Source organism: Spartinivicinus marinus, assembly GCF_026309355.1.
GTDB lineage: Bacteria > Pseudomonadota > Gammaproteobacteria > Pseudomonadales > Zooshikellaceae > Spartinivicinus > Spartinivicinus marinus.
Genome location: NZ_JAPJZK010000001.1, coordinates 2,780,691 through 2,798,170, shown reverse-complemented (window position 1 = coordinate 2,798,170; position 17,480 = coordinate 2,780,691). Strand labels below are relative to the sequence as shown.

The following is a 17,480-nucleotide window of genomic DNA, read 5'->3' as shown; positions in this document are numbered from 1 at the left end:
AGTCGTATTTATGTCGGTTTATACCCATTTAACCTTTGATGAGATAGCGCAACTATTAACCAAGTATGATATCGGCACCCTCAAGTACTTTGAGGGTATTGCTGCTGGGGTGGAAAACACCAACTACTTTATTGATGTAGTTGCAACTGATAGCCAAACTACTCGATACGTACTCACTTTGTTTGAGTTTTTACCCGTTGAGATCATTCCCTTCTTCACTACCATTACCGATCACCTGGCAACCCAGCAGTTACCGGTTCCCCTGGCGATCAGAGATTTGCAAGGGGTATCATTACACTGGTTAAAAAACAAACCCTGTTTGATCCAACGTTGCCTGGCAGGTAAACAAGTTGATACACCCAATAGCAGCCATTGTGCTGCAGTGGGTGAAATGCTGGGCAAAATGCATCAAGCAGGCCTACAAACAACCATTAGCCAAACCAATCAACGCGGATTGAGCTGGTTGGTTGAACAAGCCGATAGACTACAAAGTTTAGTGTCTACCGAAAATGCAGCTCTACTAAAACAACAGGCAGATTTTTTTACGGCTTTTTTCCAGCAGCATAGCCACTTGCCACAAGGAATCATTCACGGTGACCTATTCCATGATAATGTGTTATTCACTAACACCAATATCAGTGGTGTCATCGACTTTTATAATGCCTGTACTGACTATTTGTTATACGATTTAGCCGTTACAGCAAACGACTGGTGTCGTTTGCCAGGGCAAACTCTTGATCCCCAAAAAGTAAAGGCATTAGTTGATGGGTATAACCACATAAGACCTTTCAACGAAGATGATAAAAACGCCTGGCCGGTAATGTTGCAGTTTGCAGCCTTTCGTTTCTGGGTTTCTCGCATCATTACTTTTGAACACCCAGAGGAACATTTACCTCAAAACGAAGATGCCGTTGTTAAACCCAAAGACCCAAATGAGTTTAAACAACTAATGTTGCATCATAAAAATAACCCTGGTCTGTATACACTATAACCTCTACTTTCTCCAATCCTATACCCTCGCCTTATTACGGAAGTGGTATAATTCACAACACATCAATGTAAATATTATATGTTTATTAGGGCGTTTTAATGGCCCTAATTTATTTTAAAAATGCATGGGTTATTATCACTTAGAAAAGCTATATAACTTAGAGTCACTACCTAGCCATGGCTTTACTATCTCATGCTTCCCAGTAAAAATTAAAGGGGCTTCTGCTGGATGGACAAGGGCAGTAGCCATATTTGATGAATAACTACTTATTTTTGCTCCCGTAACTGTTTTTGAGCTACTTCCATTATTAGCAATACCTCACAAGGTGAATACTGGCCCAATAGTGAAATTTAACGGTAGTTAGTCCATTCAGCAATAGGATCAAACTGCTGCTTTCTTTTAAAATTGAGTCTTTTTAAACCGACTAAACATTCCCCTTGCATTTTTGCAGCCTTAACTTTTTTAACTGTTAAGGCAGTATCACTATAGCGTTTGGCAATTTTTTGGTAGGAGTAATCACTTGCCAGAGCCTGACTCGATAATATTAAAGTTAATAGTAAAACTGCTTTTTTAACCATACTTCTTCTTAATGGCACCTTTAATAACTGGGTTAAGCAACTAAGCCTATTTTAAATCCAAAAACAACAGGCTATTTTCCTGGTCCATATTAAAGCGAAAATTTCGCAGAAAGTTCATCCCTAACAAACCTTGTGAGACTTCCATTGAAGGTAAGTCCATGACTGCAAACTCAATATCATTGACGGCTCTGCCCGCGATTTCAAACCGTTTAAAACGATACACCGGTACTACTAATTGACCATTAGCCGTACTCATCATGGTATTATGTAAAAATTCAGCTTCACTATTATTTCCTAACTGTTTAAAAAACCGAGTCGATACAACTGACAGGGTAGCGCCCGTATCAATTAGTAATTCCACTTGATGACTGTTATCAATAACACCAGAGACTATATAATGACCATTATTTTGTCTAAGGGCGATACCTTCTTTGGCTCTTATTTTAGTGGCTATTTTATGCTTCAACTGTCGTGCCACATTCCCCCATTTTACATCAGCAAGCAAGTAATCAAGTAGTGCCAAAGAACGAGGAAAGTCATTCAACTGGTAATGTATTTCAGCTTGCTTAAATAAATAGCCATAATTATTTGAATCTAAGAGGGCAAGTTCTTCATAAAACTTGAGTAATAGTGGCCAGTGTTCACCTTCACTACTCTCACTAACTACTTTTTTATGGTAAGCCTGCACTAGGGTATGAATTTTTGCTTTGATATTCTCTATTTGATCAAAGTCGTATACATACTGCTCTAATTGATAGTATGCTTTGATAGCAGCGGGTAAATTACCTAATGCTCGATAGCTTTCGGCCAGAATATAAACTACCTGGTAGTCACCTGCATTGAACTGTAAGTAACTATTAATTAGTTTGATTAGCTGTTGATATTGACCTTGCTCAAACCCTTGTTGTAATTTTTCAATAAAAGCAGCACGGGCAAAGTTTTTATGTTCATCATCCAGTTGGGTAAGTTTTCGGTAGTGGTCTACGATTTTTGTTGTATTCCAGTCAGCCAGCTGTTCTTTAAATGATTGCATTGGTGCAGTTAATTTAGATTCAACTAGCGACTGACTATTAATGGCTGCAACAGGCACAGTTGTTGTTGTCAGTGTCTGTTCCGACATACTGTCATTGAGCAAGACAAGCCTGATGTCAGGCCAATATTGATGGCCGTACCAACCACTTACCAACCCAACAGAAAACACACTCAAGACAAAAATCGCTTTTTTCACAACAGCTTGTTACTCAATCTTACCAATATCACTTCAGGTTAATATAACAAAACTGTCAGGTATTCTGTATCAATAGTTTTGTATGTTTAAAGAAGAATACGAAAGCCTATAGATATACTCACAGCGAAGGATTATTTAGGCAAGGCCACCGAACGCTGAGTCCCAGTAGCACTTATATGTCAATTAAAGTAGCTACCGCAAGTCATACAGCAGCAGACTTGCCCCCAGGAGTTTAGGTATACTAAATGACTGGGGTGAAGTGTGAAGGTAACAAAGCATAAAAATCATTCGCGAAGAGTAGTTTGTAAGTGGGTATAACTATCGACAAACCGCTTATACTTATGCTGCCCACAGGTATAAGACTGATATTGGCTAGGTGTATCGTCTCTACGACAAGTCGGTACTACCTTAACTTTGGCGTCATAATCAAGGTCAATAAAGAAGGGTAAAGAATAGCGCTCTTTACCACTGGTGTTAATTACCCGATGCAGCGTTGAAATATAACGGTCATTAGTAAATGTTTGCACTAAATCGCCAATGTTTACAATCAGGGTGCCATCTACAGGTGGCGCACTGACCCAATCGCCATTTCTATTCTGCACTTGTAGCCCACCATTGGCATCCTGCGACAGAATCGTTAAAAAACCGTAATCCGTATGTGCACCTATGCCAAATTCTTCTTTGGTGATTTCTCCTTGTTGGGGAGGATAATGCAACAACCGTTGGATAGTGATCGGTTTGGTTTGTAATTTGGCAAAATAATCGGCGGGTAAACCTAAACTTAAGCCAATCGCGCGGATTAACTGTCGGGCCAAACCCAACATAGCATGATGATACTGCTCAAAAATAGTTTTAAAGTGCACTGGTTGTTGTGGCATTAGATTAGGGCCAAAAAAAGGGCTTATTTCTGCTGTATCCTGCCCGAAATCAAAACACTCTTTAAAATCTCTAGTATTTTCCGGGTCAACATTTTCAGCATACATAGGAATATAACCCCGTAATGTTTGACCAGAATGGATAATATTCAACTTATTTTTTTCTTCGAACGGAAGTAAAAAAAATGCTTCAGTCAGCTCATAGGCCTCTTTAATTAACTGCTCATCAACACCATGGTTTTTAATATATAAAAATCCAATATGCTCACAGATATAGCCTATTTCCTGCACTACTTTCATTGGGTTACTGTTATCAAGTAATGGGGCAATATCAACTATCGGAATTTCATTAAAAGAAGTTGTTTTACTTTGTAAACTATCTTCAACTGTTACACTCATAAACTTAGCACCTTCATTTTAGGCTATCACAAAGCAGATATTACACTTCACATCCAGCACGCCATTCTTTCCAACGTAAGGCTGCATTTGCCCCTAAAGACATAAAAGGCTCAGGTGGTAAACGGCTAGGCGCATCATAAGCCATAAATTCTTTTAAAATGGGGGAATCCAGATTGGTAGCCAATTCCACAGCCATCATTCCCGATAAAGTTCCTTTCACTGTGCCTAAACCATTTTGACATGCCGCCGCATATACCCGCTCTTCCAACTCACCAAATGCTGGCACAGAATTCAACGACAAGCATAAGCGGCCACCCCAACGATATTCCATTGTTACATCAGCCAACATGGGAAAACGTGCTTTAAACGCCTGGTCATGATTTTTTGCCACATTTATCAGCTCTGCTTCAGAGACTTCCATCGATTGATTTAAAGTAAAATGATTGCGTATCGTCAGCCGCTCACCACTGCCATTCCAATTAGACGTACGCCGCACTGTAGTACCCATCGGATCAGCAGGTAATAGTCCCCAATTGGCAGTCCCCCCAAGCCGCTGAACCTCATTCTGGTTTAATGCTCGGGTCATGGAGGCATAAGTAAAAATATGCATCAATTGTTGCTTAAAATAACCAAACGACTGGATATGTCCATTTACCGCTAGAATCACCCGTTTGGCTTTTACCCTGCCTTTAGGGGTTTTTAGGGTGTGTTCAAGCCCCAACTGCATTTCAATGACTGGGCTATTTTCATAAATACTAACGTCCTTTCTCAACCCTTGCGCAATTAAACGAATAAATGCCGCCGGTTGAATCATTGCAGTGCCAGGAGTAAACAAGCCTTTAGTGTAATAATCAGATCCGGTTAACGCCTTCATTTCTGCTTGATCTAACAGCCGATATTGTTCATCCAACGCCTTAATATGTTTCAAATAACAATCAATATGTTTTTCTCCTCGGGCAGAAGCAGCGCCTGTCACTTTGCCAGATAAGTCAAACACCTCTTGTGGTATTGCAAAGTCGTGAGCCATTTGCCTAGCAAAATCAATAGCAACCCGGTTTAAGCGAATTTGTTTTTTATCTTGCTCGCGCCCTCCTGCATAACTTTTTGAATTCAGCTCGTGAGGCAGATCAATCATAAAACCACTGTTACGTCCCGCTGGGCCTTCAGCAAGATGGCCGGCCTCTAACATGACAACTTTGTCGTTAGGAACCAATTGACTCAAACGACGTGCTGCAGCCATTCCGGTAAATCCACCACCCACAATTACCCAGTCTGCTAAAACAGTACCTGTCAGTGTCGGATAGGATTGCACGGGGCTAAGAATGCGATTCCAAGCAGCAGGCCCAGTGTCTTTTGGTATCCGGTTAACATGAACGACTTTTTTCATAATCCAGGCCCAACCATCAATCCATACTCTTCGCGAATGATTTTTATGGTTTGTTGTCGTCGCTGACCACCATGGATGGTGGGAATGCAGTTTAAGCAGGAGCATTTAACTGCCTTCACCCTAATCATTTATAAAACATAAACTCATAGGGCTTCATCGCTCGACGGCCGCCCCTAAAAACCATTCGCTTTGACTATATTATTTCCCAGGTTTAATCCACACAGGCCTCATCAACAGGATCACTGATATCTAACCAAATAGTTTTTAGCTCGGTATATTGGTCATGGGCATGAATAGAATTATCTCGTCCACCAAAACCAGACTGTTTATAACCACCAAACGGTGTGGTGATATCACCTTCACCAAAGCAATTAACCGTTACAGTACCAGCCCGAACAGCTTGTGCTGCACGTAAGGCACGTTTAGCATTAGCTGTAAAAACAGAGGCCGCTAAACCATAATCGGTGTTATTGGCCACTTGAATCGCTTCGTCATAACTGCCTACGGTTATAACCGATAAAACCGGGCCAAATATTTCCTCCTGAGCTAAGCGATCTTGTGAATCCACCCCATCAAAAATAGTGGGCTGAACATAAATACCATCCGTAGTTTCACCGCCCAGAATCACTTGTTTGCCAGAGTCTTTTCCGTAATGTAAATAGCTGGCCACTTTTTTAAAATGGTTTTGGTCTACTAATGCACCCAAGTGATTAGCGGGGTCTAATGGATCGCCGGTACGCCATTCACGGGCATGAGCTTTAACTCTTTCCAGTAATTCCTCTTTAATTTTTTTATGCACTATCAGTCGTGAACCTGCGGAGCAGTTCTCTCCCATATTCCAAAATGCTGCATTCACTACCTGAGCTGCGACTCGATCTAAATCTTCAGCATCTTCCAGAACAATACAGGGGTTTTTCCCGCCACATTCCAATACGACTTTTTTCAGGTTAGAGTCAGCAGCATAACGTAAGAAGCATCGGCCAGTTGCCGTAGAGCCGGTAAAACTCACCATATCCACATCCCGATGCATACCTATTGGTTCACCAACGTCTTTGCCAGTGCCAGTCACTATATTTAACACACCTCGGGGTAATCCTGCTTCCATGGCTAATTCGGCAATGCGTAAAGCCGTGAGTGATGTCTGCTCCGCTGGCTTGATTACCATTGAGCAACCTGCCGCTAATGCCGGCCCCATTTTCCAAGCCAGCATTAATAAGGGAAAGTTCCATGGTAATACTGCACCAACTACACCAATGGGCTCCCGAACAATTATTGAAATCGCATCATTTCCAACAGGTGCCGTTTGATCGTAAATTTTATCAATGGCTTCTGCATGCCATTTAATCGTGTGAATTAACTCTGGAATATCAATGGTTTCGCAATCTTTAATTGGCTTGCCAGAGTCAAGCGCTTCCAACACGGCCAACTCACGTCGATTACGGGCAATTAATTTACATAAACGAATTAATACATCTTTACGTTCACTGGGATGAAGACAGCGCCAGCGACCATCATCAAACGATTCACGGGCTTTTTCAACAGCAAAATCAACATCTTCCTTGTCACAGGCAGCAATGTCTGCCAGTTTTTTTCCAGTGGCAGGATTAATAGTGGCTAAGGTGTTACCCGATTTTGCCGGACGAAATCGACCGTCAATAAAACTCATAGAAGGTGGGTTTAAATCAGCTGCAATAGCAAGATATTCATCATGAGTGAGTAAATCAGACATAGCTTATATTTTCCTTTTCCGTGGTATTCGTTGTTCTTGGAGCTTGCTTATTGGAGGTAACTTCAACCACCGAGCCTGGCTGCTGAGGCGCTTCTATAATGCAGGCAATAGTCGTTTTAACTGTGCGAATCACTTGCTCTAATGCACGTTTTTCATCTTTGTTCAGACCATAAAGTGGTTTTCTGGTAATACCCGCTTTAAGCCCTTCAAGGGTTACTCCATATTTAACACTCTGAATAAACTTGCCACCCTGCTCTAATATTCGCATTAATGGCATCATTGCTGACATAATGCGACGGCCTTTCTTGAAGTCACCTTCTACGACACAAGCCTGATATAACGCGGAATGCTCACCAGGTAAAAAATTAGAGCCAGCACAAACCCAGCTACTAGCCCCCCAGGCAAAAAATTCCAAGGCCTGGTCATCCATACCACAGGAAAGCTGAATATGTGGGTAATCACGAGCTAATAAATGCAATCGATTTGGGTCACCAGAGCTTTCTTTAATGGCACAAAAATTTGACGAACGACCCACTCGATCTAAAAATTCCTCCCCCATCATCACCCCCATTCGACCAGGGTAGTTGTACAGCATAATGGGTAGATTAGCGGCCCGATCAACAGCCAACGCATGTCTGGCCAATTCACGTTCAGTGGGCAAAGAATACGGCGGTGTTGCTACTAATAAAGCATCAGCCCCCTGTTTAACTGCAGCCTCTGCCAATAAAATGGAATCGTCTGGGTTAAGTGAGCCGGTACCAAATACGACGGGTATTCGTCCTCCAACACATTCCATTGCTATTTCCAACAAGCGCACCCGTTCTGCATTACTTTCAACGTAATACTCACCGGTAGTGCCACCTACAATAATGCCATTAACATTAGTATTGACTAAGTGTTCAACCATCGCCGAAAAGGCGTCATAATCGATTGAATAGTCATCACTAAATGGTGTGATAACTGGCGTATAAATCCCTTCGAATTGCATTTAACCCCCTTACACTTAATATAATTCTTCTCCAGGACATCATTGTAGCTGACAACCTTTATAACTGAATGACAGACTAGCGAAGAAGCAGAAAAAACCACAGCAACATTTATTTCGGAAAAAACATAACGTTGGGTTATCAAAAGTGGTTGCTATCAATTAGGGAAAGCTAATGAATATAGGGCGGGGAAGCAGTAATAAATAGTCTATCGCTAGGTTATAAAAATTGGTTTTAATCTGGGAATTAGTGTCGTATTTATGCTTTATATAGTCGCACCCAAGTATTACTCATTAAAATTATTAGCTAAAGATAGCGACTCCAGGGATACTTTTTATAGGACAAAAAGTAAATGAAAATATTAGCTAAAGCAGCTGTTTTCGCTGCAATAGTAACCAGCACAAGCGCCTTTTCTTCTACCTATGTTCAGTTAGGCAAGGAAGCAAGTGATGCAATTTACCATTTATCAAAATACTGTGCCGTAGAATTAGGGGAGCTAAAGCAAGCGTACCCTAGTGCTTGGATTGGTTCAGCTGGCAAATGGTATAACCAGAATAGTAATTATGGATATAATTTTGAGGTGCTTTATGCCCCTAATTATTTTTCAACTGAGCAGTTGGCAACTCTCTCTCTAAGTGCCAGATATATACCAAACCCACCAGCTGACGCATCAAACTATGAATACAGCTGCACAGTAAATTACAATTAAGAACAAGTGTTTCTAATCAACAGGGGCAGACTGTCCTGCCCCTACTTAACTTAGCAAATATTTGGTGCAGCTCTAAAAATTCAACTTAATGAAGACAGCAACCAATCTCTAAACTGGCTAAATTCATCATTATCTTCTTTGTCTTCCGTATAAGTTAAATAATGGAGTTTTTCCTTAAATATCACTTCTTGCTCAATTGGCCTGACTAATAGCCCCTGATCAACTAACGGCCCAACTAAATGATGCCACCCCAATGACACACCTTGGTGGCTTAATACCATTTGAATTAGCATATTATAGTCGTTGGCATTAAATAAATGCTTACCTGAGCGAGGGCGTTTATTTAACTGCACGTCATGAAATGCAAACCACACGGACCAATCCACATGCTCAGCGATCTGGGCTCGACCATAAGGGCTCAGATTTAACAATACTGTATCACGTAGTCCAGTTAATGTATTAATATCTGGATTTTCCGCTAAAAATTGCGGGGTGCATACCGGGTAAATGATATCGTGAAATAGTGGAATCGATCGATAACCTTCACGGGGATCAGTTACTTTATTAATAAAAACATCAGGATAAACTCCAGGTTCCATTTTTAAAAAATTTTCTGTGGTTACCACATTAATATCAATTTCTGGGTTAGCGGCAAAAAAATCAGGCAATCGACGGGATAGCCATAAGGCAGAAAATGCAGGAGAACAACAAATAGTAAGCACTTTTTTACTTGAGTGTGCAGACTTAATTCTGTCTGCTGCCTGGGCAATATTTACAAACGACAAATACGCCGCATCATAAAAAATTGTACCCGCTTCAGTGAGTTCCACTGCACGGCCTGCTCGTTTAAATAAGTCGACTCCTAGGGCTGCCTCTAACTCACGAATCTGGCGGCTAATTGCTGCCTGGGTAACACATAATGCTTCTGCTGCACGGGTAAAGTTTTGGTACTTAGCGGCTGCAACAAAAGATTTGACTGCTCTCAGCGAGGGCATTTTCAGCAGTATTTTGTCGGGTTCTACATGTTTAACCATAACTTCTTGTTGTTAATATCTTTAATAAAAAGTCGTTTTGCTTCAACTACTAGCATCTCTAGACTGCAAGGATAGCTAGATACCAGCATAAATAGCTAGCCAAGGGCCTTAAACGCATACAACACACGCTGCATTAGGAGTATCAAGCACATGACTAGTAAATCAACAACACTGTCTCTGATCAACCAAAGAGAGCCCCGCCATGGGCTAAGCCGTGAGTTGTATCTTAGTTCTACGGTATATCAAGATGACTTAGAGCAAATTTGGCATCAAGAGTGGATTTTTGCTGGTCATACCTTTGAAATTGAAAAACCTGGCGAATACATCACCTTACAGGTAGGCAATTATCCAATTGTTGTTGTCAGGGACAGCAGCGGTGATATTCATGCCTTTCATAATGCTTGTCGACACCGAGGATCAAGGGTTTGCTCAAAGACTAAAGGAAAAGTGGCTAAGCTCGTCTGCCCCTACCACAGCTGGACCTTTGATCTGGATGGAAAATTATTGTTTGCAGGTAATATGGGGGAGCAATTTAATAAAAACAACTATGGTTTACTGCCTGCCCACTGCGAAATAATTAATACTTATATTTATGTATGTGTTGCTGAGCACGCCCCAGATTTCAGCCAGTTTCGAGAGGCGGTTTCATCCTTTTTGTCACCTCATCAGTTGGATAACTGCAAAATAGCCTATGAGTCTAACTTGGTTGAAAAAGGCAATTGGAAGTTGGTTTTTGAAAATAACCGCGAGTGCTACCACTGTGACGCCAACCACCCTGAATTATTAAACTCATTTGTTGAAAACCTCAGTGTTGCAGGTGTTGGAGGTGAAGAAGACCCAGAGCTGAAAGCCCATTGGGAGCGCTGTGAAGCGGCTGGATTCCCTAGCCATATGGTAATGGATCAACAGGGCCAATACCGAATAACCCGCATCCCGCTTTTTAATAACGCCACCAGCTATACCATGAATGGTAAAGCTGCTGTTAACAAACGCTTGGATAATTCTACTGAGCCTAATATTGGCGCACTGCTGTATTTTAACTACCCATCCACCTGGAACCATGTTCTTGGTGACCATGCTCTAAGCTTTCGGGTTTTACCCTTAAGTCCAGGTGAAACTCTGGTAACCACCAAATGGTTAGTCCATAAAGATGCACAAGAAGGGATAGATTATGACCTGGATAATTTAACCAAAGTTTGGCTTGCTACCAATGATCAAGACCGCCAGTTAGTAGAAGAAACTTATCGTGGAGTAAACTCACCGGCTTATATTCCAGGGCCTTTTTCTGATATTGCTGAAAATGGAGTTTGCCAGTTTGTTGATTGGTACTGTGATACCATGAAAAACAAATTAACAAACTATAAGGTGAAGCCATCAAGTGACGAGTTCCAGTAGCACTTTTTATATCCATTAAAGTCGCTACCGCAAGTCTTACAGTAGTAGACTTGCCCCCATGAGTCTATATTAATAGGTGATTGGGGTGATTAGGAACGATGATAACAAACCTAAAATCATTCGCGAAGGGTATATTCAAGGTCATTTAACAGGTGAAACTGAATATGAAGTTATAGCACAAGAGGTACAAGTAGAATTTCCAGACTTAGTTAAGCAAGATAATCAAGGCTATTTACAGATTGATTATCTTGGTTTGATTCCAGTTCTACTTGAGTCTATTAAAGGGTTAAAATCCCGAATTGAAGTTTTAGAGTCAAACCAATAAAAACGCTTGCTCAGTAAATCCATCGATATCCTCTTGGTAATTATGTGGCTAATATATTTTTATCTATATGTTTACCGAGAGATTAGGTTTTCATATAATTTAAAATAATGTTAACTTATATTTAAAGCCAAAGGCATGAGTTCTAGATGTTTATAAAAATTCACATGCTTTGATATATTCAGCCTCTTCCTTGCTAAGTAGCTCTTTTTTAAATTTCGTATTTTCATCAAAGTCATATTGCTCTTTTATAAAAAACCAAGCAGGGCTTTTTATAAGTTCTGGTAGGACTTTAATGAAAAACTGGTGTACATTTTTTAGATTTGGAGTAATCAACAATCGGCGAGTGTACGATTGCAATGGTTTTGGTGAAATATATAATTTTTCTTCAAGCCCTAAGCTCCTGATGTAGTATTGAATTGTTGACCTTGGCAAGGTAATAAAATCAACCCTATTATTCAATAAAACATTTAAAATTATTTTTTCATTACGAAAATCTTTTCTAAACATTAAGTTATCTTCAACAAGATCATCGATAACCGTGTAACGATGTCCAATAATAGCCCCTACTAACAATCCAATGAGTGCCTGTTTGTTTGAATAAGTAACTTTGTTTGTTGTTAATGAAATAATATCCTGCTGATCATCAATGATTGTTTGACTCCAGAGATAACGATCCATATTGTTATCATTAAAAAATAATGGACTAACCCAGGGGACCACACCCGCCTTTCCTTTAGAAAGATAGTAATCTATTCTTCTTCTGGGTATAAAATGCACAGTAAACTCTATTTTATTTTTATACTTAATATTAATATAACAAAAAAATTTGTAAGTCAGCCCATGATTGTTTTCTGAGTTAACGACAAACGGAGGGTTTCTGTAATACGTCCAAACATCAACAGACTGCGTGCTGTATACACTCATTGATAAAGAGAAAAGAGCAATAAAGCCAATTCTTTTTAGATAGATCACTCAAACCTCATGTTTGTATTCTTTTAAAAAAATAGTATATTTTCAATATATAAAAATTTTTAAACAAACAATCAATATGCACTCAAAATAAAACGTTAAACTCATCAGGTAAATTTAGACAACAAGCAACTACCTGAATCAATATACTCCTTAGGTCAATATAAAGTCACAGCATGTTTATAACCTTCATTGCAAGTAGTATAGACAAATTCCTAAGATAGTTTAGTCTTTTCTATCTAATTAATGAGTCAAAAATAATCTAAGCAATCAAATAATAAAGTTCATCCTATGAATATAAAAATCAGGATAAAACTTAAAGCGAAATTTTTTATTACAAAAAATAATATAGAAATTTAAAAAAAGTGAAAGATGTGTAGGTTTTGTGAAAAGCATCATCATGATTCCCTACACTTCACAAAGTAAGTATAGGGTAAACAAAAGGCACAAATATTTAAGATCGTCTCCGAACAGGCACCTCTGCCAGTATTTTCTTTTCAATTTGCTGATAAGCGCCGGATCGTTCATCCGCTATTTCATGAATAAAAGTAAATACTGGATCTACACGTGGAACCGCTCTCTGTAGCTGAAAGTAGTAATCAACCACATCATCTACTGAGTTGTCACTCATCTTAAAAGAACTTAAATCAACTACAGCAATAGATTTATCAGTTAAACTAGATTTTGTATCATTTTTTGGAACCAGCATAAGATCAACTTTTTGTTTTGGATTACCAATAACAATATTAAAATATGGTTCATAAGTATCTACTGCAGGTATAGATCGACAACTCCATAAATGTGAAAGAATAGCAATGATCGCGTGCCCACTCGTGCTATCTGCCCAAATATAGTCGTTATTAGAGCGAACTTTAGTACTCCTTTTATTTTGAGAGCGATAGGTGTTCCACAGATAATTGGTTATTGTTGTCGAACCATGATTTAGTGTTTCAAAGTTCCTATGTAAATAATGATAAGCTCTGACCTTGGGTCTACTCATCAATACATTGAGTTCTCCTTTCCGTTTGTCCGGATCATCCCCTTGCCGGAAAGAAGCTAGATTGGAACTGCTAATATCCCAATAATAAAATATATAGTCCCTTTCTTTACCCTGCAGCGCAGCACCTGCCCCATCTAATACATCACGTCCTCTGTCTAGTTTTGCAAGTAACTTGGATTTATTATCTTTAATATATGGTTCATTTTTCAATAGAAAATAGCAAATTGCCACATCAGTTTCTACATTTATTATTCGTTTAGTTTCCTTTTCTATTTTCTTTATTGTTTTTACAATATAGCTAAAGAATCGATCAACCATTTCGACTTCGATTCCTTTATATTTCCAGTTAGTCGTTTTTTTATTGCTGGTAGCTATTTTCTCACCATAGTCCACAACAACTGATGGCGCTGAGCTGGGAAGTTGCCACTGCATTATTTTTAAATCATTATTGTAAACATACTCATTGGAATAAGCGATTATTGAGGGAGGGCATCGATAATGCTCATCTAATAGCACACCGCCTTGCTTGATCGATTTAACTAATTCAAAAAGGTTTGATCCTCCACCTTTGACTCCTCTAGCTTGAATACTGCGTAAGTGCTCTTCCAGCTCTGCTTCGCGAAATAAATAGTCATCTATAATTGAGTTTTTATTAAATACCGTTTGCTTGTCATCGCCAACTACCATTAGCTTTTTAGCGCGATATAACAAAGGTAAAGCATCATCAACTCGACACTGCCCTGCTTCATCGACTACCACTAAATCAATCATGTTTTCTTTAGATGGAAATAGAAATGGAACCGCTTGCTTTCGACAAATCCAAATCGGGAAACAATCCCAAAGTTCTTCCTGAAGTTCTTTGAGAATGGAAGCGCCACTACCTGTATCGATCGTATTACAGGATTTCAATGACTCTACAAGGTTATTAATTTTAGTAGCTCTGTTAGTGCCATTTTGTCGATTAGCAATAGCTTTTTTGGATATGCTTGTCAGTTTAAGAAGGCACATCTCCTTTATTAGCGTATCTCTTTTTTGCTGAATTTTTGTCAACTGCTCCAGCTGATAGTTTATTGATACCTCTCTATAACCACTCAAAAAATACAGACAGATATCAAATGCTAAACAATGTTCAACATCTACATTATTTGGATCAAGAAAATGATGTATTTGATTGAATTGTCGTAATATCTGATCAGGGTTTTCACAGTTTTTAACTATACTGATGAAGTCTTGATGAAATAATAATTGTTTTAAAAGGTTTTTCCAAACACTGATACAAGGGTGTTTCAAAGTTGCCTGTATTTTTAAGGTAATTGAGCCATTTGATATGGAATCAAAACACTTTGTCCAGTAGTCAACCAAAAATGAGTTAATATATGATTCTACTTCAGTTTGAAATAAATTAAAAAACTCGTCTTCAGTTTTTGGTCTTTCTTTAATAAGTAGTTGCAAGATATTAATATGGCCTGAAACTATAGCTTCTAGCTCATCAATACTTTCCATCCTGAACTCAAAGTCCGGGTAGCATGATGCGTAGTTACTATTTAACATATCCCGCCGTAACTCAACAAACTTACTCGTTAATGCTAAATGCTTTCGATAACCTACTGATTTGTTGGCTTTGGACAGCTCTCCAGAACCAATAAATGTTAAAAATGCTGTTAAGTCGGAGATATCATCATGATTACTCGGGTGAAGATTTTTTGGTATAATTTGGCTTTTACGATTAACCAACTCAAAACTTTTATTCAATACCCTCCCTATATTCTCCTTTACCTCCTGATATTCTAAGTCTAACTGCCGGATATCTTCTAATATTTTAGGGTTATCATGGGGCCAATCCTGTTCACGAGACAGATCCATTGCTAACATTTTTGAGAGCTTGTTTATCCATAATCCTAGATCATCAGTGCTTGAAGGCACTTCATCAATCACTTTAATTGCACTTTTCCATAAGTTCATCGTTTTTGCTGCTGTCACAGACGCAACATCTTTACCAACTAAATATTCTTGTATTTTTTCATTAAGCGCATGGATTGCTGCTTGCTGATCACTTACAATTAATAGTTTTTTATCAGAGTTTAAGCAGTGTATCAATAGATTTCTAATAGTAAATGTTTTACCCGTTCCAGGAGGTCCTTCAAGTAAAACAAAGTCATGGTCATTCAAATTTTGAGTCAATGCCTTCGAAGATTTAGTCAGGGTTCCAGGGCTTAGGGGAGTAGAACAAAACTGCTCTACATTGATACTATTAGTTTTTAGTTCTGGATTAAGAAACTTACCCAATAGGGATGTATAAAATCTATCTGGGTATTCATGAGCAGTACGTTGAATTTTCTTTAAATCCAAGTCTAGAGCCCTTGTTAAAGGTGAAGGATTTCGTTCAGCTCTATATAAAACTACTGAGCCTAAATCACACTCGATGCCAATAATATTGAGGTTTTCAATAATGCCCCCCTTACCATTTTCACCTCTTTTACCTATTAATATCTCACGAGTTTGTCGAAATACATCTTCACTATAGGGCAGTTGGCGACGAATTGATATATTATGAAGTTTTTTATCAATCTCTATTTTCTGAGAGAGTAGTGTATTAAAAAATGAGTCTAGCGGCTCACTCTTTTTAGAATCTGAAAAGTTTTCTATAAATACTGACAAACTAAGATGATTAAGATATACATCACCATTTTCAGGTGGATAGACATGCAAAAATCGACCAGACTCTTCAACCTTCACATTCATATAATAAAGAGGAAAGCTAAAACTTTTTAGCTTTCCATTTTTCTTAAAAATGGCAGTGAATATTTCAAATCCTAGTAGATGTTCTGCATCTCGATCAGCAAGTACACCTTTTCTCAGGGCTGATGCATCTTCTGATGTTAGCTCACACTTATAAACTTTCGCTGTATGCGATTTAATATCACCAGCCAACAATGGTAATGGGCAACTTGTCTTGGTTATCTTAATAGAAGGTAGCTTTGCCTTATTGTTTACTGGACGCTTAGCCTTCTTGGCAGATGATGCTCCGAACAGCGTATCATAATCTACAGTGTGATTTTGCTCTGTATTACGTTCACCCAGCTTTCTTTTAAATTCTAAATTTTTAGTATCCGCAGCTTTTTTAACTCCACCACTTTTTTGAGTTAAACCATTGTCAAACGAAGTAGGGGCTGTTGTAACAGAAATCACATGATTTTGTGCATCCTTTTCAAGAGGAATATAATCCCCCATTTCAATCAGTGTATTACGCCGAACGGATAAACCACTGGTTATACTTTCACTGCCCTCATTAAAAGTGAACTGAAATAGCTTGTGATAATCAATAATCCTATCAAAGACGCCATTTGGGTGATCCAATCCAGCATCGTATAACAGATCAACGACAGTATTAACAGCTTCCCTATAAATATTAAACCGACCTGCACTATTCAGATCAACAATAATTAAATGCTCTAATGTATTGGCTGTATATTCAAAACGATAGTATTCAGCATCCTTAAAGTATAACTTTTCATCTATTTCGATGTCTTGAGCAGCTGCTTTCTCCATTTTTTTATGTAGCTTTACTAAAAGTGCTCTAAACCTATCCATAAGGTAATGCGGAATGGCCAAACGATCATTATTACTGCTATTGGTAAGCAAATAAACAAAAGAGCCAGCTTTTGTCTTATAGCGCTTTACAACATATCTATTTTTTCGATCATATTTTGCAGAAACACCCTGCTCTATATTTTTATTTGTTAAAAACCGCATTGATTAAACCCATCACAAATTATTTCTAGGTGCAATAGCAATAATACCCTCTACTTTAGGCAAGGCCATCGAGTGATGAAGTCCCACCATACTTGGTGGTCAACGAAGATAACAAAGCATAA

The 17,480-nt window shown here is 38.8% G+C and carries 13 protein-coding genes; 4 read left to right on the top strand and 9 right to left on the bottom strand.

From position 1 onward, the window contains the following. Positions 1–10 precede the first annotated feature (10 nt). Positions 11–991 (top strand): homoserine kinase, encoded by a 981-nt coding sequence (locus OQE68_RS12605; protein ID WP_180569073.1) that lies wholly within the window; start codon positions 11–13, stop codon positions 989–991. A 350-nt stretch (positions 992–1,341) separates the two neighbouring features. On the opposite strand, the gene OQE68_RS12600 is transcribed toward OQE68_RS12605, so the two are convergent. The 6 genes from OQE68_RS12600 to OQE68_RS12575 all read right to left on the bottom strand — a co-directional run bounded on the left by OQE68_RS12600 (position 1,342) and on the right by OQE68_RS12575 (position 8,175). After that, positions 1,342–1,569, bottom strand: coding sequence for a hypothetical protein (locus OQE68_RS12600; protein WP_180569072.1), 228 nt, complete (start codon positions 1,567–1,569; stop codon positions 1,342–1,344). 46 nt (positions 1,570–1,615) lie between these two features. Further along, on the bottom strand, positions 1,616–2,797 hold the full coding sequence (locus tag OQE68_RS12595; protein WP_180569071.1) for a TIGR02281 family clan AA aspartic protease: 1,182 nt from the start codon (positions 2,795–2,797) through the stop codon (positions 1,616–1,618). 284 nt (positions 2,798–3,081) lie between these two features. Continuing rightward, positions 3,082–4,071 carry an isopenicillin N synthase family dioxygenase gene (locus OQE68_RS12590; protein WP_180569070.1) on the bottom strand — a complete coding sequence of 330 codons (990 nt, stop codon included), beginning with the start codon at positions 4,069–4,071 and terminating at the stop codon, positions 3,082–3,084. A gap of 40 nt (positions 4,072–4,111) precedes the next feature. Beyond that, entirely contained in the window at positions 4,112–5,563 is a 1,452-nt protein-coding gene (locus tag OQE68_RS12585; protein WP_255490898.1) for an NAD(P)/FAD-dependent oxidoreductase, read from the bottom strand. Positions 5,564–5,669: 106 nt separating this feature from the next. Then, positions 5,670–7,187 carry an aldehyde dehydrogenase gene (locus tag OQE68_RS12580; protein ID WP_180569069.1) on the bottom strand — a complete coding sequence of 506 codons (1,518 nt, stop codon included), beginning with the start codon at positions 7,185–7,187 and terminating at the stop codon, positions 5,670–5,672. Then, positions 7,180–8,175 carry a dihydrodipicolinate synthase family protein gene (locus OQE68_RS12575; protein ID WP_180569068.1) on the bottom strand — a complete coding sequence of 332 codons (996 nt, stop codon included), beginning with the start codon at positions 8,173–8,175 and terminating at the stop codon, positions 7,180–7,182. Before OQE68_RS12575 ends, OQE68_RS12580 begins: the two co-directional genes overlap by 8 nt. Positions 8,176–8,525: 350 nt before the next feature. On the opposite strand from OQE68_RS12575, the gene OQE68_RS12570 reads away from it, so the two are divergent. Further along, positions 8,526–8,882, top strand: a complete 357-nt coding sequence (locus OQE68_RS12570) for a hypothetical protein (RefSeq protein ID WP_180569067.1) — start codon at positions 8,526–8,528, stop codon at positions 8,880–8,882. An 80-nt stretch (positions 8,883–8,962) separates the two neighbouring features. On the opposite strand, the gene OQE68_RS12565 is transcribed toward OQE68_RS12570, so the two are convergent. After that, the gene (locus tag OQE68_RS12565; RefSeq protein ID WP_180569066.1) at positions 8,963–9,916 is read right to left on the bottom strand and encodes a LysR family transcriptional regulator; all 954 of its coding nucleotides are present in this window, start codon (positions 9,914–9,916) and stop codon (positions 8,963–8,965) included. 150 nt (positions 9,917–10,066) lie between these two features. Here OQE68_RS12565 and OQE68_RS12560 point away from each other — a divergent pair, with 150 nt between their 5' ends. Continuing rightward, the gene (locus OQE68_RS12560) at positions 10,067–11,311 is read left to right on the top strand and encodes an aromatic ring-hydroxylating oxygenase subunit alpha (protein WP_180569065.1); all 1,245 of its coding nucleotides are present in this window, start codon (positions 10,067–10,069) and stop codon (positions 11,309–11,311) included. An 85-nt stretch (positions 11,312–11,396) separates the two neighbouring features. Beyond that, positions 11,397–11,636, top strand: a complete 240-nt coding sequence (locus OQE68_RS12555; RefSeq protein WP_180569064.1) for a hypothetical protein — start codon at positions 11,397–11,399, stop codon at positions 11,634–11,636. Positions 11,637–11,786: 150 nt separating this feature from the next. Here the strand turns inward: OQE68_RS12555 and OQE68_RS12550 are convergent, their stop codons facing one another. Both OQE68_RS12550 and OQE68_RS12545 read right to left on the bottom strand, forming a co-directional pair. Then, positions 11,787–12,608, bottom strand: a complete 822-nt coding sequence (locus OQE68_RS12550) for a hypothetical protein (RefSeq protein WP_180569063.1) — start codon at positions 12,606–12,608, stop codon at positions 11,787–11,789. Positions 12,609–13,059: 451 nt separating this feature from the next. Further along, positions 13,060–17,358 carry an AAA domain-containing protein gene (locus OQE68_RS12545; RefSeq protein WP_180569062.1) on the bottom strand — a complete coding sequence of 1,433 codons (4,299 nt, stop codon included), beginning with the start codon at positions 17,356–17,358 and terminating at the stop codon, positions 13,060–13,062. Positions 17,359–17,480 lie beyond the last annotated feature (122 nt).